Source organism: Ruegeria sp. AD91A, from assembly GCF_003443535.1.
Lineage (GTDB): Bacteria > Pseudomonadota > Alphaproteobacteria > Rhodobacterales > Rhodobacteraceae > Ruegeria.
Map to the genome: position 1 here is coordinate 3,163,232 of NZ_CP031946.1, position 18,217 is coordinate 3,181,448.

General features: G+C 58.5%; 13 protein-coding genes. 9 read left to right on the forward strand and 4 right to left on the reverse strand.

What is annotated here, in order from left to right; translation table 11 throughout:
• Positions 1–34: 34 nt before the first annotated feature.
• The gene (locus D1823_RS15825) at positions 35–5,461 is read right to left on the reverse strand and encodes an alpha-2-macroglobulin family protein (protein WP_117871634.1); all 5,427 of its coding nucleotides are present in this window, start codon (positions 5,459–5,461) and stop codon (positions 35–37) included.
• A gap of 116 nt (positions 5,462–5,577) precedes the next feature.
• Here D1823_RS15825 and D1823_RS15830 point away from each other — a divergent pair, with 116 nt between their 5' ends.
• Complete coding sequence (locus tag D1823_RS15830) at positions 5,578–7,836, forward strand: response regulator (RefSeq protein WP_117871636.1); 2,259 nt, start codon at positions 5,578–5,580, stop codon at positions 7,834–7,836.
• A 93-nt stretch (positions 7,837–7,929) separates the two neighbouring features.
• Here D1823_RS15830 and yaaA read toward each other — a convergent pair whose 3' ends face one another.
• The 3 genes from yaaA to D1823_RS15845 all read right to left on the reverse strand — a co-directional run bounded on the left by yaaA (position 7,930) and on the right by D1823_RS15845 (position 11,139).
• A complete protein-coding gene (yaaA, locus tag D1823_RS15835) occupies positions 7,930–8,700 on the reverse strand; it encodes a peroxide stress protein YaaA (protein ID WP_117871638.1) in 771 nt (256 codons plus the stop codon).
• 33 nt (positions 8,701–8,733) lie between these two features.
• A complete protein-coding gene (recQ, locus tag D1823_RS15840; protein WP_117871640.1) occupies positions 8,734–10,773 on the reverse strand; it encodes a DNA helicase RecQ in 2,040 nt (679 codons plus the stop codon).
• Positions 10,774–10,851: 78 nt separating this feature from the next.
• Positions 10,852–11,139 carry a YggT family protein gene (locus D1823_RS15845; protein WP_117871642.1) on the reverse strand — a complete coding sequence of 96 codons (288 nt, stop codon included), beginning with the start codon at positions 11,137–11,139 and terminating at the stop codon, positions 10,852–10,854.
• Between the two features lie 128 nt (positions 11,140–11,267).
• On the opposite strand from D1823_RS15845, the gene D1823_RS15850 reads away from it, so the two are divergent.
• The 8 genes from D1823_RS15850 (at position 11,268) to D1823_RS15885 (ending at position 18,207) form a co-directional block, all read left to right on the forward strand.
• Positions 11,268–12,635: an MFS transporter gene (locus tag D1823_RS15850; RefSeq protein WP_117871644.1), complete on the forward strand. Its 1,368-nt coding sequence runs from the start codon at positions 11,268–11,270 to the stop codon at positions 12,633–12,635.
• Positions 12,632–13,495 carry a penicillin-insensitive murein endopeptidase gene (mepA, locus tag D1823_RS15855; protein WP_117871646.1) on the forward strand — a complete coding sequence of 288 codons (864 nt, stop codon included), beginning with the start codon at positions 12,632–12,634 and terminating at the stop codon, positions 13,493–13,495. Before D1823_RS15850 ends, mepA begins: the two co-directional genes overlap by 4 nt.
• Positions 13,468–14,352, forward strand: a complete 885-nt coding sequence (locus D1823_RS15860; RefSeq protein WP_117871648.1) for an esterase-like activity of phytase family protein — start codon at positions 13,468–13,470, stop codon at positions 14,350–14,352. The genes mepA and D1823_RS15860 overlap by 28 nt, the downstream gene beginning before the upstream one ends.
• A gap of 91 nt (positions 14,353–14,443) precedes the next feature.
• Positions 14,444–15,091, forward strand: a complete 648-nt coding sequence (locus tag D1823_RS15865; protein WP_117871650.1) for a queuosine precursor transporter — start codon at positions 14,444–14,446, stop codon at positions 15,089–15,091.
• A gap of 263 nt (positions 15,092–15,354) precedes the next feature.
• Positions 15,355–15,774, forward strand: coding sequence for an alternative ribosome rescue aminoacyl-tRNA hydrolase ArfB (gene arfB / locus D1823_RS15870; protein WP_117872938.1), 420 nt, complete (start codon positions 15,355–15,357; stop codon positions 15,772–15,774).
• Between the two features lie 60 nt (positions 15,775–15,834).
• Entirely contained in the window at positions 15,835–16,581 is a 747-nt protein-coding gene (locus tag D1823_RS15875) for an SDR family oxidoreductase (RefSeq protein ID WP_117871652.1), read from the forward strand.
• A gap of 82 nt (positions 16,582–16,663) precedes the next feature.
• A complete protein-coding gene (locus D1823_RS15880; RefSeq protein ID WP_117871655.1) occupies positions 16,664–17,680 on the forward strand; it encodes a P1 family peptidase in 1,017 nt (338 codons plus the stop codon).
• 113 nt (positions 17,681–17,793) lie between these two features.
• Positions 17,794–18,207, forward strand: a complete 414-nt coding sequence (locus D1823_RS15885) for a cytochrome c family protein (protein ID WP_117871657.1) — start codon at positions 17,794–17,796, stop codon at positions 18,205–18,207.
• The last annotated feature ends 10 nt before the right edge of the window (positions 18,208–18,217 follow it).

Below are 18,217 nucleotides of genomic sequence, written 5' to 3' on the forward strand. Positions count from 1 at the left end.
CAGCCATCCAAGCAGTGGTATGGTGCAAGGCTGATCACTGAACCTCAACCTGCCTGGTCGACGTACGCGCGCGGTTCTGCGGGCGGTACATATCTTCGACCGAGGCTGCAGGATGATGGAACACGCCCGGCGTTACGGCGCGCGCCACGTAGGCCAGCGTTACCCTCTCACGACCGGACAAATCAACGGCGGCCAGGAACCGGTCCGAACGGAACTCGGTATGGGTAGCGTCGGACAGGTCCAGCCAGTCGAGTGCCCGCACATCGCCCGAGCGGAGCAGGCTCGGGTTGTCGATCTCGATCCCGGCGGATAGCGGATCGTCCACCATCAACCGTGCTCCGCCGCTTTCGAACGGTGTTACTTGCAGTACTGTGACGAACCGGTCACCCACGGCAAAGCTGTTTGCGTCGATCAAATCGCCATCCATCGAGTAGTACTGCCGTTCGATCGCGTAGCCGGTGCCGCCCGCCTCCGGCGGAGATTCCGGAATGCCCGTGATCGTCAAGGTGATATCCGTCGCCTGACCGTCGGCGGCCATGATGTTGATATCATCCGCCTGTCCGGATTGCAGAACCTTCACAAACGGACCAGAAACCGGCGCGCCGTTGACCATCAAGCCCGATTCCGTTGTGTCAGACACAAGCTCGTGCGCCGCCAGCAACGACCACGTGGCCTCCTGAGTAGACAGCGGCGTGCGGCCTGTGCTCACCCGTTGGATCAAAGCATCGCGGTCAATCGCCTCGCTACCTGCGCCCACGGCAAGGGTCAACAGACCGGCCGCATCCCGCAGGTAGGTGCCGTAGTCAGCGCGCCAGACGTTCTGTTGCTGGTTCTGTTGCCGATCCAGCATTAGCGCGGCACGGTTGAACATCGAATCCGCACGGGTCTGGTCGCCGTAAGAGGCCAGAGCTGCGCCCAGTTGTGCCGCCGCCAGAGGGGTGTCGAAGGCATCCCCTTTAACATCAGCGTAATAGCGCAGATCGCCCATCGAGGCCGCGCCTTCCCGTGCAAGAACCATCAGGGCATAGGCGATGTCCTGACCGCCTTCGTCAAAATCTGGTGCATAATTGACCCTGTTCCGAAGGTTATCCATTGCCTGAGCGAAAGCCCGGTCTGGCACGGGATGTCCCTGAGTGCGGGCACGGGACAGGAAGTCGGTCACATAGGCGTCCAGCCAGAAATCCCCGCTGCCTGCGCGCCACAGGCCAAAGGCTCCGTTCGCGGCCTGACGGGTCAGGATGCTGCGGATCGAATCGCCGATGCGCTGATCCACCACCGGACCATCCCCCAGCCCCGAGGCTTGCGCAACGGATGACAGGTACAGCAACGGCAGCGCTTTGCTGGTGATCTGTTCGGTGCAGCCATAGGGGTAACGGTTCAGCTGATCCAGCAGTCCGGGTGTGTCGAATTTTGCCAATGCTCCGGCGGACAGAATGGCCTTGGCCGAGCCCGGCTGGAACCCGTCAAACACATCCTGTGAAAACAGGAAGCTGTCGCCTGCGCCCAAGGCAAAACGCCGCGTCTGCGCAATCACCGGATCATTGGCGCGCACCGGCATCCGCAGGGTTTGCGACAGGTCGCGCCCATCAGGCGTGGTGATCGACACGCTGATTTCAGGATCGCCGACGGCGCTGGCCGTGATCGGGATCTCGAAAACCGCCTTGCCACCGTCCTCCAGCACAAAGCTGGCTGGTGCCGCGCCCAGTTCCAAACCGTTGGAGGCGGTCAGGCCAAGTGCCATTTCTCCGGGCGTGCCATCCGCATGGACGATCTCAAGACGCATTCGGCTTTGATCGCCTGGGGCAAGGAAGCGCGGAAGGCTGGCGGTGACGACCACAGGGTCGCGGACGATCATTTCGGCTTCGGCCTGGCCGACGGCTTTGTGCGACCACGCGACGGCCATCAGGCGGACGGTTCCGTTGAAGGCGGGAAGGGGAATGTCGATCTCAACCTCACCATCCGCACCGATCTCGACCGGGCCACTGAACACGGCCATCAGGTCTTGCGTCGGCGGCGGAGACTGGCGACGCATCCCGTTGTCACTGTCGCCGCCCGAGCGCACTGTGCCCATGGCTCCGGTCATGCCGTCGATCAGTCGCCCGTAGACATCCCGCAGATCAACGCCCAGACGACGCTGCCCGAAATAGTATCCTTGCGGGTCCGGGCTTTCGAACCCGGTGAGGTTCAGAATGCCCACATCGACAGCGGCCAGGGTCAGCCAGACCGGATCATTGTCTGCGGCGTTTTCGACCCTGATACGGGCTTTTTGCGTCTGACGTGGTGCGATGACCTCGGGCACATCGACAGTTACGGAGAGTTTGTGGTCCTCTGGATCGATGCTGGCATGGGCCACACCCATCGCCCGCGCCGGGTTCTGACCGGCTGCAACATCCATTGGGCGGATCACGGTTGCGGTGACATAAGCCCCTGCGCCCCAATCCTTAGTTACCTCAATGGGTATCAGAGTTTCACCTTCCGGCACTTCCACCATTTGGCGATGGAGCAGACGGTTCGAAAGGACTTCTATCTGAGCGACACCGGCCATTCGCGGTACAATCCGCAACTGCGCCGTATCCCCGATGCGATAGCTGTCGCGATCCAACGACATTTCAAGCCGGTCCGGCGTGGTCGATGCATCGGCTGCCTGATACCAGCCCGCATGGAAATCGATAGCGGTTTCTGCATACGTCCCATCGACACGCTGCACCACCAGTTCATAGCGCCCCCATTTCACCGGCTGTGTCAGCGTCAGAGGGTCGGTAGAGACGTCCACTTCGCCAGTGGCGACACGGCTGCGGCGCGTAGTTGGTTCCCAATTCCAGTTGCCGTACAGCTGATACCATTGATAGCGCGTTTCGACCTTGTTCAGCGTCCAGCGCAGACGCATCGGGCTGGGCGTCAGGTCAGGGGAAAGGCCGACAATCTCAAACGCAGCCTCCGTGCCTTCCGGGATGACCTCGTCGAACAGGGGCTTGACCCCAATAACAGGGTGCGGCGGCAAGACAGGCGCGGTCAGGCGACGCTCAACCGGGCGGCCCGAGCCATCGGCCAGTCGGGCGATGATCTCGACCTCGATCGGCTTTCCTTCAGTCTCTAATGCAGGGACTTCGACCGCCACAGTTGCTTGACCCGCCGTGTCTGTGTGCATGTCACCGAAATATGTGCTCTTGATCGAGGTCTCTGCATCATAGCGACCAAAGCGATAACCTCCGTAGCCCGGAACCGTGTCCGCCGGGCGCGCGATGACCTGCCCATCGATGCTCAGGTCAGACCCCGGCACACCAAACAGATAGCGCGCGTCGATCGAGAGTGGTGGACTATCGCCGGGGCGCAAGGGTGCGTCGGGCAGGGTCAGGTCAAAATCGATACGTTCGGGCAGGAAATCCTCGACGAGCACGGTCTGACGCGCCAGTGCATCGCCCTTGGGATCGGATTTGATTTCAATCTTCCATGCGCCACGCGGCACGTCTGCGGCCACAGGCAGGGCAAAGACATGACCCCCGGCAACGCCGCCATCCGAGACAGACCGGCGGTATTCCACCCCGTCCGGGCGATACAGGATTGCAGTCAGAGGCAGGCCCTCAATGGCCAGCGCCTTACCATCGCGGGACAGGGCAGTGACATGGATCACCTCTCCAGCCCGATAAGCACCTCGGTCGGTGGTCAGAAAGACATCGACCGGCCCCGCCGGCGCGCGCCCTTCAACGCCGCGATCCGACAGGTCAAAGGCAGGATCGGTCAGCGAGAGAAAGCTGAAATCGCTGTCATCACTTGCCGCCGTCACCAGAGCAGGCGCACTGGCCCCTTTTCCGCGCGTCAGGCCCGGATCGAAGCTTACATAGCCGGTTTCATCGGTCCGCGCCGTCGCAATGACAGCGTTCGCCTCTGAGACCAGCAAAACTTCGACACCTTCGCGCGGTACTGCATCGCTTAGTCCGCGCACGGTCACGTGCAGCCCGTCTGTGCCCAGGGCGGTGCTGATCCCCAGATCAGAAAGAACAAACCATTGCGTTGCGCCAGGATCGTCATAGGGATCGGCTCCCGGAACGCGGGCGGTCAATGCATAGATACCCGCAGGTTGATCAAAGATCGCTTCGGCCATGGGAAGACGTGCCGTCATGGTCTGGTTCAACTGGTTGGAAACCTCGGCAGTACCCGTCCAGATGTCCTGAGCAATCTCGTCCGAGAATTCTTTTTCCTGCCATTCACTGAGCGGACGGCCGAAAAAGTCCTGTTGCACGGCACGCAAGAGGTTCCGGTCACTGACCCGCCGCAGGGTCAGGTCAAGTTCTGTCACATTGACCGTTTCGACAGGCAAGGCCGCACCCGCAGAATTCGGAAGGACATAGCTGCGCCCGGGAAACCGAACCGAAGGTGCCCGGTCGCGAACATAATGGGTCAGTTCAATGCTGCGGTTCAGTGCTTTGCCCGAGGCGGCAGGCAAGCCTTCGCGCAATGTCAGGCGATAGCGCAGGCCATGCGCAACCCCATCGACGCAGAGCTGACTGTCATCGGCCTGCACGACCAGCCCGTCAGCGTCACGCTGAACGAAGGGATCATAATCAACCCCAGCCTTGACCAGAGGTTCCGAGAACTCGATACAAATCCTGGGGGCAGCCGCATCGCTTTCGACCGAGCTGTCGACCACGCGGAAGCCATATTTACCGATGGCGTTGTCCAAGGCGGCCAATACGTCTTCCCGCGGTTGCACCTGCTCGGCCAACCGAAGAACAGGGATCATGTCGCGCCCGCGCTCAACCTCTTCCAAGGCTTCTGCAAGTATCATCAGGGCAGCGATCTGGGAGCCGGAAGCATCTGCACGCAGATAGCCATTGATCGCCGCATTCAGCGCGCGATTGCGCAGATCGCGCCGCTCGTTCCAACCCGAAGGGTTCATGGCCAGCAGCAGGCGCGCATATTCCACCCAAAGATCCGGGGTGTCGCTGAGCGATACGGCGACACCCGTCCACTGCATCGCCTGCGTGACACTGCCCGCGTCGAGCGCGGCATCCAGAACGGCTTGCAGATCGTACCCTCCTGCCGGGTGCAGGAACCCCAAATCTCTGGCTTGTTTTGTTGCGCGCCCAAGATCGTCAGAACTCAGGGCGCTCAATGTTTCAGCCCGTATTTTTCCCAGGGTTAGAGACTTTTCAGTGCCTGGCACCTTTTGCGCAGACAGAGCCCCTTGATACGTCTCTTGCCGGCTCACGCCACTTTTGGGAAAGCAGGCATCGGACCGGGTATTATAGGTGAACGCCGTACATTGCGCGTTGGCCGAGCAGGCCTGAATGCAGGACTTCAAATCGGTGTCGAACAAGGCATCCAGATCCGAGCCATAGAAATCCGTGTCCCGAGAGGCAACATAGCGGAATTCAGGCACCGCACTCTGCGCCAGAACCGCAGCGGGAAGGTTCAGAAGAAAAATTATGTAAGTTATTGAAATATAAACAAAGCGGCGCATGGTGCCCTCCTCTTTGGGCTCAGCCTTGCATGGCGCGCGCCTGTAGCGCAACGGCTTAAACAGTTTTTCATTCTCTGTCGCGATGCTGAAATCCGAACGTCCCGGAATCGATCATAATGAGTCTTGCGAACAAACTGGCACAGGAACGGCGCGCGCGTCTGGCAGCAGAACGAATGCTTGCCTTGAAACAGGCCGAACTTTCGACTGCAAATCGAAAACTGGGCCAACACGCCATGGCGCTGACCAGGCGTATTGGTGAAACTCAGGCCGAAGTTGAAACTGTCCGCGGTGAAAACGAAAAGGTCAAATCCGATCTTACCGTCGCCCATGCCAAGATCGAGATTGCTGAACGCCGCCTGTGGCATTCGATCCAGACCATTCAGGACGGGTTTGCTTTCTTTGACGGCGACAGCAGGCTTATCAGCGCAAATGCAGCATATCTAAGTGTTTTTGAAGGCCTGGATGAAGTCGCACCGGGGATTTCCTATCAGCGGATTCTGCAATTGCTGACCACCGAAGGAATTGTAGACATTGGCGACGAAACTGCCGAGGAATGGCAGGCCAGAATGCAGGCCCGCTGGAATCGTTCCAGTCCACCTCCAATCGTCATGCAACTGTGGAACGGCCACTTCATCCGCCTGATCGATCAGCGTGGCAGCGGCGGTGACGTGGTCAGCCTGGCACTCAACATCACCGCGTCGGTCCGGCACGAAACAGAATTGAAGGCTGCCCGCCAACGGGCGGAAGCGGCCAACAGGGCCAAATCAGCCTTTCTCGCCAATATGAGCCACGAAATCCGCACGCCGATGAATGGTATCGTCGGTATGACCGAATTGCTTGATGAATCTCCTCTGGACGAAGAACAGCGGCTCTATGTCAACACGATCCGCAATTCGGGTGAGGCATTGTTGGTTATCATCAACGACGTGCTTGATTATTCCAAGATCGAGGTGGACAAACTGGTTCTACACCCTGAACCCTTCGATCTGGAGCGCTGCATCCTTGAGGTCGCGATGCTGTTGCAACCCAGCGTACGCGACAAGGGGCTCACCTTGCTTGTGGATTACGACCTTTTCCTGCCCACCCTTTTTGTAGGAGATCCCGGCCGAATACGGCAAGTTCTGACCAACCTGGTGGGCAACGCGGTCAAATTCACCAAGGAAGGGCATGTACTGGTCCGTGTGACAGGCGTTCCGCATTCCCAGGCTCAGACATGCGACATCCATGTTGCCATCGAAGATACCGGCATCGGCATAGACGCGGACAAGATCAACCACGTTTTTGGTGAGTTCAATCAGGTCGAAGATGAACGCAATCGTCAATTTGAAGGTACCGGGTTGGGTCTTGCCATCAGCAGGCGCCTGATCACCATGATGGGCGGTTCGGTCTGGGTTGAAAGCGAACCGGGTCGGGGATCCTGTTTCGGGTTCAGGGTGTCACTGCCCACGGCAGAAGGCCCACAGCCGGAACCTCCGAAACTGTCGGGTTGCGTGAAACACGTCATGGTGGTCGAGGATCTGGCCGTAAACCGGGCCATTCTGGCGAAACAACTTGGCCGTTTAGGGGCCGAAGTGACGGTTTGCGCGTCAGGGGCCGAGGCGCTGGCAGAAATGCATGACGCAATTGAACTTGTCCTGTGCGATCATGATCTGCCAGATATGGATGGATTGGACCTGGCCATCACCCTTAAAGACCGTGGGTGGGGCGATGCCTCGGTCATCGTGATGTCTGCAAATCCATCTCTGATCCACACGCACCCGGCCCGCGACCTGATCAACGGTGTGTTGCAGAAGCCGATCCCCAGGGCCGAGTTGTATTCCGGGCTCGTGGCTCTCAGGGGTAATTCGCCGCCAGAATGTCGTTCTACGCAGCAAAGTTCCGTCTCTGACAAAGAAGAAACCAAGGTGTTGGAAACAAGGCGCATGAAGATACTTGCGGCCGAAGACAATCATACCAATCAGCTGATCCTGAAAAAGATGGTCCAAGACCTGCAAATAGATTTGCGATTTGCCTCCAATGGGATTGAAGCCGTTGAGATCTTTCAGGAGTTTGACCCGGACTTGATCTTCATGGATATTTCCATGCCGAAGATGGACGGCAAACAGGCCACTACCGAAATCCGCAGGATTGAGGTCGAAACAGGGCGTCATGTCCCGATCGTTGCCTTGACGGCTCATGCAATGGCCGGTGACGACCAGGGCATCTTGTCCGCGGGGTTGGATTACTACATGACGAAACCGCTGCGCAAAAATCATATTCATCAAATGATCCTGCAACACCAACCAGACGGGGTAAGCAATGTTATGGACAATCACCTCGTCCAGGAGCATTCACCCATGTGTGACCGCAAACAGGATCCTGCTTCATCTGGCTGAAAATATCCCGGGGAGCGCGAGGTGCTGGCCCCTCGCTCAGACCCGCAGCCCAAAACCGTAGCTGCAAGAGTTATCGATCAATCTGTCAGGGTCTCAGGCCGAATAGGGTCGAACAAAGACAGGTCTGTCCTCTTCCGACAGGTCAGCACGATACGCGTATCCGCCCGTATCGAAATCCAGCAAAGCTTTCGGGTCAGTCAGGCGGTGTTGAATGACATAGCGCGCCATTGCACCACGCGCCTTTTTGGCAAAGAAACTCACGATCTTCGGAGTGTCGTTCTTGTCTTCCATGAACACAGGAGTGACGACGCGCAGTTTCAAAGCGTGCGGGTCCACGGCACCGAAATACTCCTGACTGGCGCAGTTGATCAGAACGTCGCTGCCGATCTTGTCGCATTGTGCGTTCAGGGCCTTGCTCAACTGGTCGCGCCAATATTCATAAAGGTTCTTGCCGCGCCGGGTTTTTAGCTTGCTGCCCATCTCCAGTCTGTAGGGTTGTATCGCATCAAGTGGCCGCAAAACGCCATACAGGCCCGAGAGGATGCGCAGATGATCCTGTGCCCATGCCAATTCGTCAGGACCGAGCGAAGCTGCTTCCAGACCCTGATAGGTGTCACCTGCAAAGGCCAGCGCGGCCGGGCGCGTTGCATTCGCGTCTGGCATGTCCGAAAAAGCACGATAGCGATCGCGATTCAGACGTGCCAGATCATCGCTCAGATCCATCAGCTTTTTCAGATCTCCAAGGGTCAGATTGCGTGCGGTTTTGGACAGTCTGATCGCATCATCCTGAAAATCGGGCTGTGTGACTTCAACGTCCCGCTCTGCCCAGTCCAGCCGCTTGGCCGGAGAAATCACTACCAGCATACCTGCCCTCTTTTCTTACCTGCTCTGGCGTATCTAGCCCGCCCCACGCAACACGTCCAGAAAGGCGGTGCCAAACCTTTCGTGACGTCGGTCGCCCAGCACCTGTTCAATCCCGCGCAGGTCGTCAGGGCGCATCTGAGCCACCTTCGCCAGTTGTGAGGCCGAGCAGGTCAGCGGCTTGTCTATCCCGTCTGGCCCGCGGGACAATTGAGACTGTACTTCGAGCAAGCGGTCATAAATTTCGCCCTGATCGCGTCCGGCCAGCTTGCGTCGCGCCGGATGAACGGTTTCCGCTGTGCCAGCGATCACCTCAAGAAAGGTATCGCCATAGCGTTCCAGCTTCTTTGCGCCGACACCGCCAATACGTGCCATGTCGTCCAGTGTCATGGGGCGTTTTTCCGCCATTTCAATCAGGGTACGATCCGGAAAAATAACATAGGCCGGGACCCGCGCGGATTCTGCCAAAGCGCGTCTTTTCGCCTTGAGAGCAGAAAGCAATGGCGCATCTTCATCGGAGACCATGGCTTTCACGGCGGGGCGGCGGGTCGCCTTGCGCAGAGTGTCCTTGCGCAAGTTGATCCGTGCCTCGCCCTTCAGAATTGGTTTGGCGGCCTCAGTCATCCGCAAGGCGCCGTGACGTTCGGGATCGGGGCGCACCAGATCGTGACCCATCATCTGGCGGAAGATGGCCTGCCATTGGGCGCGCGACCATTCTTTGCCGATGCCCCAGGTGGACAAACCATCATGACGGCGCGCGCGGATCTTGTCAGTCTCGTTCCCCAGAAGAATGTCGATCAGATGACCGCTGCCAAACCACTCATCAGTGCGAAGGATCGCAGACAAGGCCATTCGGACAGGCGTTGTGCCATCAAATATCTCAGGTGGTGTGTCGCACAGGTCGCACTTCCCACACGCCACCGCCTGTTCTCCGAAATAGCCCAACAATGTCTGGCGGCGGCATTCCAGCGCCTCGGCCAACCCCAGTAGAGAATTCAACCGGCCATGATCGGCCATGCGGCGCTCGGGCGGAGCAAGGCCCTCGTCAATCTGAGAGCGGCGCAGGCGGATATCGTCGGGTCCGAACAGGGTCAGGGTTTCAGCGGGGCCACCGTCACGCCCAGCGCGCCCTATTTCCTGATAATACGCCTCGATCGATTTTGGCAGGTCGGCATGGGCGACCCACCTGATATCCGGTTTATCGATGCCCATCCCAAAGGCAACTGTGGCAACCACGATCAGCCCGTCCTCGCGCGCGAAGCGGCTTTCGACGATGCGGCGATCTTCGGCCTCCATACCCCCGTGATAGTGGCAGGCGGTGTGACCTTCTGCGCGCAAGGCTTGCGCCAGCACTTCGGTCTTGTTCCTTGTGCCGCAATAGACGATGCCGGATTGTCCTTTGCGCGCCTCAGCGAAATCCAGAATCTGCTTGCGCGGTCCGTCCTTGGCAGCAAAGGCCAGATGGATGTTGGGCCGGTCGAACCCGCGCAGGAACTTGCGGGGTTCGGTGCCGTCGAACAGTTTTTCGACAATCTCGTCCTGCGTTTCGGCGTCTGCTGTCGCTGTGAAAGAGGCCAGCGGCACGTCCAAGGCGCGCCGCAGCTCTCCGATCCGCAAATAATCAGGGCGAAAATCGTGTCCCCATTGGCTGACACAATGGGCCTCGTCCACTGCAATAAGACTGACATTGATCCTGCGCAGCATCCCCAGCGCCGAACCCGCAGCCAGACGTTCTGGCGCCATGTAAAGCAGCTTGAGCCGTCCGGCCTCCAGCGCTTCCCAAACGGCATCTGTTTCTTCAGGGGTGTTGCCAGATGTAAGGGCTCCGGCCTCAACGCCGGCTTCCTGCAACCCGCGCACCTGATCGCGCATCAGGGCGATCAGTGGAGAGATCACCACGGTCACTCCGTCGCGCAATAGGGCAGGCAGTTGAAAACAAAGGGATTTGCCACCCCCGGTAGGCATGATGGCCAGCACGTTTTCGCCCGCGGTCACGGCATCGACGATCTCTTCCTGCCCGGGGCGGAAATCGTCGAATCCAAAGACATCTCGCAGCAGGGGTGCGGCGTCGAACATGTGCGGGGGTGCCCTGTTTTAAGGTTTGTCTGCTCTTGAGACAGGACAATCACATACTAAGAATCGGTGAACAAGAGGTCAGTAGAAATAGACCGCATTGTTGATCAGGATGATCCGCAGGGCATACACACCGATCAGTACGACCAGAGGTGTCAGGTCGAGCCCACCCATATTGGGCAGGATACGGCGGATCGGGCCATAAATAGGCTCTAGAATACGGTTCAGTCCGTACCAGATTTGGGCAACCAGCTGTTGGTGCAGGTTAAGCACCTGAAAGTTGATCAGCCAGCTCATGATCACATGGGCCAGGATGATGAACCAGACAATGTCCAGGATCAGCAGCAGGATTTGGATCAGCGACAGCATGGGTTCTCCGTTCTCTTGTTGGCCGAGACCTAAGCACCCTTGCCGCAAAGAGCAAGTAGCCTGAACTCAACGCTTGCGAATTGGGCTAAAGGCCCGTCTTATAAAAGCAACGATAAACAGGGGCAGAGATGGCAGAAATATCCAAGCGCAGGCGCATCTGGGGCTGGTGGTTCTTTGACTGGGCCAGTCAGCCCTACCATACTTTGTTGGTTACGTTCGTTTTTGGCCCGTACTTCGCGGGCGTTGCGGCCGGGTATTTCACCAATGAAGGGCTGGATGCGCAGGAGGCCGCTGCGCGAGCTCAGACGGTCTGGGCGAACTGCCTGACTATTACCGGGTTGATCATCGCGTTTGGCGCGCCGTTGCTGGGGGCGATGGCAGATGTCTCTGGTCGGCGAATCCCTTGGATCTTTGTCTTTTCGGTGATGTATGCCGTTGGTTCCGCTGCGCTTTGGTACACTCTGCCCGACGGCTCGAACATGTGGTTGATGCTGTCGGCCTTTGGTCTGGGCTTTGTCGGCGCGGAATACGCGCTGATCTTCATCAACTCACAGCTGCCCGATCTGGGAGATGACAGTGAAGTAGGTGAGATTTCGGGCTCGGGCTTTGCCTTTGGCTATTTTGGCGGCCTTATTTCGCTGGCGATCATGCTGGCTTTGTTTGTGGAACAGGCCAACGGCAAGACGTTGATAGGTTTGGACCCCATATTCGGTCTGGACGCGTCGCAACAACAGGGAACCCGCTTTGTTGGACCATTCACTGCCGGTTGGTTCGTCCTTTTCATGGTGCCGTACTTCCTTTGGGTTCGTGAGGACGTGCCGACGGACAAGTCAGGCACCGTTCGTGAAGCACTGCGATTGCTGGCGAAATCGGTATCTAACCTGCGCCATCGCGTCAGTTTGGCCAGTTACCTCGGCTCGTCCATGTTCTATCGCGATGCGCTGAACGGATTGTACAGTTTCGGGGGTGTCTATGCCCGGCTGGTTCTGGAGTGGGACCTGATCAAAATCGGTGTTTTCGGAATTGTCAGCGTGTTGGCGGCTGCCGCGTTTTCATGGATCGGGGGAAAGCTGGACAAAAAGCTCGGCCCCAAACCAGTGATTTTGGCGGCAATCTGGGTGCTGATCTTCGTCTGCGTGACAATCGTGATGATGGACCGGACGCAGATTTACGGTATCGCACTACCCGAAGGCTCGAACCTGCCGGATATGGTGTTCTTTGGTTGCGGTGTTCTGATCGGAGGCATGGGCGGTATTCTGCAATCGGCCAGCCGCTCGATGATGGTGCGGCACACCGACCCCGAAGCCCCGGTGGAGAGCTTTGGACTTTATGGTCTGTCGGGCCGCGCGACCGCTTTTGCCGCGCCTTTGCTGATCGGGATTGCAACAACTGTGACCGGAAGTGCGCGGCTGGGGGTGTCACCCATCGTACTGTTGTTTATTCTGGGCCTATTCCTGATGCGTTGGGTGAGACCTGAAGGGGATCAGAGCGGATGATTTTATTACGTTATTTGGCATTTTTGGCCATCATGGCGCTGGCGAATACGGCGACGGCGCAGCCCCTGGCAAAGCAGTTGTTCGGGGCGCAGAAGGTAAGCTCACAACAAAAAGCGGCTGCTTTCGGCAGTTATTCGCGTGGGTGCGCGGCCGGGTCGGTGCAATTGCCGGAAACCGGTCCGACGTGGCAGGCAATGCGTCTGTCGCGCAATCGAAACTGGGGACATCCCGAGGCAATCGATTACGTTCAGAACCTCAGCAAGTTTGCGGCACGGCAACCGGGTTGGAATGGTCTCTATATTGGGGATATCAGCCAGCCGCGGGGTGGCCCAATGACCTCGGGACACCGCTCTCATCAGCTGGGGCTGGATATCGATATCTGGATGCTTCCGGGCAATAACATGCGCCTGTCGCGCAAGGCGCGCGAGAACATCTCATCTATATCGCTGCGACGCTCGAACGGCGCCTACGTCAACAGCAACTGGACCAAACAGCACCATGCGGTGTTGCGCGAAGCCGCCAAGGACAAACGCGTGGCGCGTATCTTCGTGTTCCCTGGGGCGAAGGTTCAGATGTGCAACGATGAAAAAGGCAATCGTGCTTACCTGCGCAAGATAAGGCCCTGGTGGGGGCATCACTACCATTTTCACGTGCGCCTGAAATGCCCTAGAGGATCAAAGGGATGCGTCAACCAGGATGCACCACCCAAGGGCGATGGCTGTGCCGAGGCGCAACAATGGGTGCGTAACATCTTGAACCCGCCGCCGCCCGACCCGAACGCGCCGCCGCCCAAGAAACGCCGGGAATATGTTCTGGCCGATTTGCCAAAACAATGCGCCGCCATCTTGCAATCCAAGTAAGTACGGCACTGTTTCTGGCTTCGGCGGCCCTGGGAGTGGATGTAAAAACTGCCACACACCAAGGCAGTTTTGCATGGCGTCACCAGGCGGATTGGTTTGGCGGATTCTCGGCGCTGCACATTTCGGACAATGGGCAGCAGATGATGGCGCTGAGCGACCGGGCCAGGTTGGTGACCGCGCGCATTGAGCGACTTGATGGCGAGATCACCGGCCTGCGCATTCTGGGGCACTGGCCGGTTCTGTCCAGCAATGGGCACATCATGTCAGGCGGCGTTGGCGATTCCGAAGGGATTGCGGCGGCTCTGGACGGTGGGTTCTATATCTCATTCGAGGGGGTGCACCGCGTCGCCCATTACTCCGCACCGGGCACAAAGGCGCGTGTGTTACCGCGCCCGCAGGCATTTCAGGACCTCGCCGACAATGGATCCTTTGAAGGTCTGGCCATCGATGGGCGCGGGCGGCTGTATACGCTACCGGAAACAAACCGCACCGCTCGTGGAGATATTCCCGTCTATCGCTGGAATGGCCAAACCTGGTCGACCCCTTTTGTTCTGCCCCAGCGTGGTTGGTTCAAGCCGGTTGCCGCTGATTTCGGTCCTGATGGACGATTTTATGTGTTGGAGCGAAGCCTCTCGGTAATCGGGTTTCGCTCGCGCCTGCGGCGATGGGATCTGGCAGGTAACGTGCCGAACGCCGAGGAAACCCTGTTCGAAACCGGAGCAGGGGCCCATGACAACCTCGAAGGCTTGTCGATCTGGCGGGATGATAACGGGCATTTGCGGGCCACGATGATTTCGGACGACAACTTTCTGGCACTGCAACGAACCGAGTTGGTCGAGTATCTGCTGCCCGATTGACACGCGGTACATGAAGGTCTAAACGCACAGCCTGCCTTGGGACGGTCCCTTGGCCAAGTCGCCGCTACCTTGTCAAAACGGGCATCAAAATATGCAACGCAACTTTATTCCCGGCATTCTTGCCATGGCCGCCATCGTGGTGGCCTCGAACATTCTGGTCCAGTTCCTGATCCTTGACGGGCTGTTGACCTGGGGTGCCTTCACCTATCCGCTGGCCTTTCTGGTCACTGACATCATGAACCGCGTCTATGGTGTGGGCCCGGCCCGCAAGGTCGTTTTCGCGGGCTTCGTCACCGGGGTGATCTGCTCGCTGATCGGCAGCCAGATCATGCTTCAGGGCGACGGCTTTACCTATGCTGCCGTGCCGCTGCGCATCGCCGTGGCCTCGGGCACTGCCTTCCTGATTGCGCAGCTGACCGACGTCACCGTGTTCAACGCCATGCGTGGCGGTCAATGGTGGCGCGCGCCGCTGGTATCGACTCTGGTAGGTTCAGCGCTGGATACCGCTTTGTTCTTCACCATCGCCTTCTCTGCCTCGGTCACCTTCTTTGGCGCCGATGCGGATGCTGCCATCAACTGGGCGTGGGAGCCCGTGCCCTTCATGCTGTCGGGTCCCGAGGCACCGCTGTGGGTGACGCTGGCCTTTGCCGACTGGTTGGTGAAACTGTCGCTGGCCCTGATCGCGCTGATCCCGTTCAAGGTGATCGTTGCGCGACTGACCGCTGCACAGCCTGCGTAAAAAAGTGCTTTGAGAATGGCGCATCTTGTGTCACGCTTCTTTCTAACCGCAACAGATAGAAAAGGAGGTGATCCAGTGTCAAGAAAGAGATTGGAGAGAGGTGTCGGAACAACCGGGGGGACCGCCTGCTAGGGCAGCCCTTGGCGGAGTGTTCGCTCCGGCTGGTCGATTGATCTAACCGACCCGACCTCCTGAACTTTCGAAGGGCCGTCCCGCCGGGGCGGCCCTTTCTGTTTTCACCCGTGCCAGTTATGGTCGAACCTATGTTGCGCATTACCGACGATATCACTCTGCAAGACTGGGAAATGACCGAGAGCTTTGTCCGCTCTTCCGGCCCTGGCGGGCAGAATGTGAACAAGGTCTCGACCGCCGTTGAGCTGAGGTTCGAGGCCGCGCGCTCCCCTTCTTTACCCGATCCGGTCAAGAACAGGCTGAAACGGTTGGCCGGGCGCCGCTGGACCAAGGATGGCGCGATCATCATCCAGTGTGAAGAAACGCGGTCGCAAGCCCGCAACCGGGAAATCGCACGTACAAGGCTGGCCGAACTGATCACGCGTGCGCTGGTCCAACCCAAGCGGCGCATCGCAACAAAACCTACCTATGGCTCGGTCAAACGCAGGCTTGCGACGAAAAAGGCACGGGGTGACGTTAAGGCATTGCGAGGCAAGGTGTCCGAAGATTGATCTGGCATCTTGTCGGGGCGTTGATAGTCTGGCCTTCAAAAGGTGCAGGAGAGTAACGCCATGAGGCTGGAGGGAAAAACCGCAATCGTCACTGGCGGAGCATCCGGGTTTGGTGCGGGGATCGTAAGGAAGTTCCAGGCCGAAGGTGCGCGCGTCATGATTGCTGACATCAATGGCGATGCTGCCCATGAGCTTGCTGGGCAGCTTGGTTCCGAAGCGGTTGCTCAGCAGGTCGATGTAAGCGACGGTGCTTCGGTCCAAAAGATGGCGGATGCGGCTTTCTCAACTTTCGGCCATTTGGATATTCTGGTGAACAATGCCGGTGTGACTCACCTTCCGACGCCGCTCGAGGAGGTCAGCGAAGAAGATTTCGACCGTGTTTTCTGCGTGAATATGAAATCCGTCTATCTGACTGCCCGCGCGTTGGTGCCTCATATGAAGGCACGCGGGGCGGGTTCAGTGCTAAACGTGGCTTCAACCGCGGGCCTGTCGCCGCGCCCGAACCTGAACTGGTATAACGCCTCCAAGGGTTGGATGATCACCGCAACCAAAACGATGGCGGTCGAGCTTGCACCGTCCGGGCTGCGGGTGAATGCGATCTGCCCGGTCGCCGGGGAAACGCCATTGCTGAAATCTTTCATGGGTGAAGACACACCCGAAATCCGTGCCAAATTCCTGTCGACCATCCCCTTGGGCCGCTTTTCAACCCCTGAAGATATGGCTAATGCCGCCTGTTTCCTGTGTTCGGACGAGGCCAGCATGATCACCGGCACTGCGCTTGAGGTCGACGGCGGCCGATGCATCTGATCCGCTCTTCATCTGGCCAAAAATATCCCCGCCGGTGGCAGCGCGCGCCAGCGCGCTTTCCCACTCAACCGCCGAGACTTACATGATCCCCGGACCAAGAAACCTGATCACGGATGTTCCCGGCCTGATAGTCGGCAACGCTCAGGACGGCGCTTTGAAATCCGGCACGACTGTCCTGACCGCCGCAGAACCGTTCGTGACATCGGTCCACATTATGGGCGGTGCGCCGGGCACGCGCGAGACTGAACTTCTTGCTCCTGACAAGACGGTAACGCATGTGGATGCGATATCGCTGTCCGGTGGATCGGCGTTCGGGCTGGATGCCTGTTCCGGTGTCTCGGATGCATTGCGCCAGTTGGGTAGGGGTTTTCCGGTTGGTGATGTTGTGGTGCCAATCGTACCAGGTGCGATCCTGTTTGATCTTCTGAATGGCGGCGACAAGACCTGGGATGTAAATCCCTATCGTGCCTTGGGGCGTGCTGCGTTCGAATCCGCGTCGGACAAGTTCGAACTCGGAACCGCAGGTGCAGGAACCGGGGCTCTGACCGCGATGCACAAGGGTGGGTTGGGCTCAGCCTCGCTTGTTTTGGACAACGGTGTCACCGTGGGAGCACTTGTTGCGGTCAATCCGCTGGGAAGTGTCACCACGCCGGGTGACAGGCATTTCTGGGCTGCCCCATTTGAAGTGGACGATGAGTTTGGCGGATTTGGGCCTGATCCCAGTGCTGGACTTGGCTATCCAACGGTCAGTCGAAAAGCGCAGGTGATGCAGCCGGCGAATCCGGACAAGGCCAATACCACGATTGCCATCGTTGCGACTGATGCTGCCCTGACCAAACCGCAGTGCCAGAGGTTGGCCGTTGCTGCCCATGACGGTATTGCCCGCGCCATTGTGCCCGCCCATACGCCCGGCGATGGTGATCTGGTGTTCGGGGTCAGCACCGGCGCGCGGGTGATCACCTCTGATGCCGAACCAGGTGTCATCGGGCACGCGGCTTCGCTTTGCCTGGCGCGGGCCATTGCGCGCGCCGTTTTTCTGGCGACTCCGGCAGCAGGCGACTTATTGCCGTGCTGGTCCGGGGTACATGACAAAAGTTAAGGACACCCTATTTGTCGCAGTGGCACAGTGAGCGCGCGCGGCAATCTGCGCGTTGACTCTTTTTTGCGCCGACGGTCCATTCGGCGCAGCCATATTGTATCGGAGCAAAAGCTATGAATCGCATCCTCGCTACCGCAATCGTCGGTCTTCTGGCCCTTCCTGCTTATGCTGAAGGCGACGCTGAGGCGGGCAAGAAAACCTTCAACAAGTGCAAGTCCTGCCACATGATCGCTGACCCGGAAGGCGAAGTGATCGTCAAGGGTGGCAAAACCGGCCCCAACCTCTATGGAATCGCTGGCCGCACCGCCGGTACCGTTGAGGGTTTCAAATACGGAGACAGCATCGTTGCTGCGGGTGAGAATGGTCTGGTCTGGGACGAAACTACATTTGTCGAATACGCGCAGGACCCAAAGGCATTCCTGAAATCCTATCTGGATGACACGTCTGCCAAGTCGAAAATGACATTCAAACTGAAAAAAGGAGGCGAAGACGTCTATGCCTATATCGCAAGTGTATCGGGTGAATAACACCTGATAC

Coding starts and splice junctions, on each gene's coding strand:
- D1823_RS15825 (WP_117871634.1), bottom strand. CDS start 5,461: ATGCGCCGCTTTGTTTATATTTCAATAACTTACATAATTTTTCTTCTG.
- D1823_RS15830 (WP_117871636.1), top strand. CDS start 5,578: ATGAGTCTTGCGAACAAACTGGCACAGGAACGGCGCGCGCGTCTGGCA.
- yaaA (WP_117871638.1), bottom strand. CDS start 8,700: ATGCTGGTAGTGATTTCTCCGGCCAAGCGGCTGGACTGGGCAGAGCGG.
- recQ (WP_117871640.1), bottom strand. CDS start 10,773: ATGTTCGACGCCGCACCCCTGCTGCGAGATGTCTTTGGATTCGACGAT.
- D1823_RS15845 (WP_117871642.1), bottom strand. CDS start 11,139: ATGCTGTCGCTGATCCAAATCCTGCTGCTGATCCTGGACATTGTCTGG.
- D1823_RS15850 (WP_117871644.1), top strand. CDS start 11,268: ATGGCAGAAATATCCAAGCGCAGGCGCATCTGGGGCTGGTGGTTCTTT.
- mepA (WP_117871646.1), top strand. CDS start 12,632: ATGATTTTATTACGTTATTTGGCATTTTTGGCCATCATGGCGCTGGCG.
- D1823_RS15860 (WP_117871648.1), top strand. CDS start 13,468: ATGCGCCGCCATCTTGCAATCCAAGTAAGTACGGCACTGTTTCTGGCT.
- D1823_RS15865 (WP_117871650.1), top strand. CDS start 14,444: ATGCAACGCAACTTTATTCCCGGCATTCTTGCCATGGCCGCCATCGTG.
- arfB (WP_117872938.1), top strand. CDS start 15,355: ATGTTGCGCATTACCGACGATATCACTCTGCAAGACTGGGAAATGACC.
- D1823_RS15875 (WP_117871652.1), top strand. CDS start 15,835: ATGAGGCTGGAGGGAAAAACCGCAATCGTCACTGGCGGAGCATCCGGG.
- D1823_RS15880 (WP_117871655.1), top strand. CDS start 16,664: ATGATCCCCGGACCAAGAAACCTGATCACGGATGTTCCCGGCCTGATA.
- D1823_RS15885 (WP_117871657.1), top strand. CDS start 17,794: ATGAATCGCATCCTCGCTACCGCAATCGTCGGTCTTCTGGCCCTTCCT.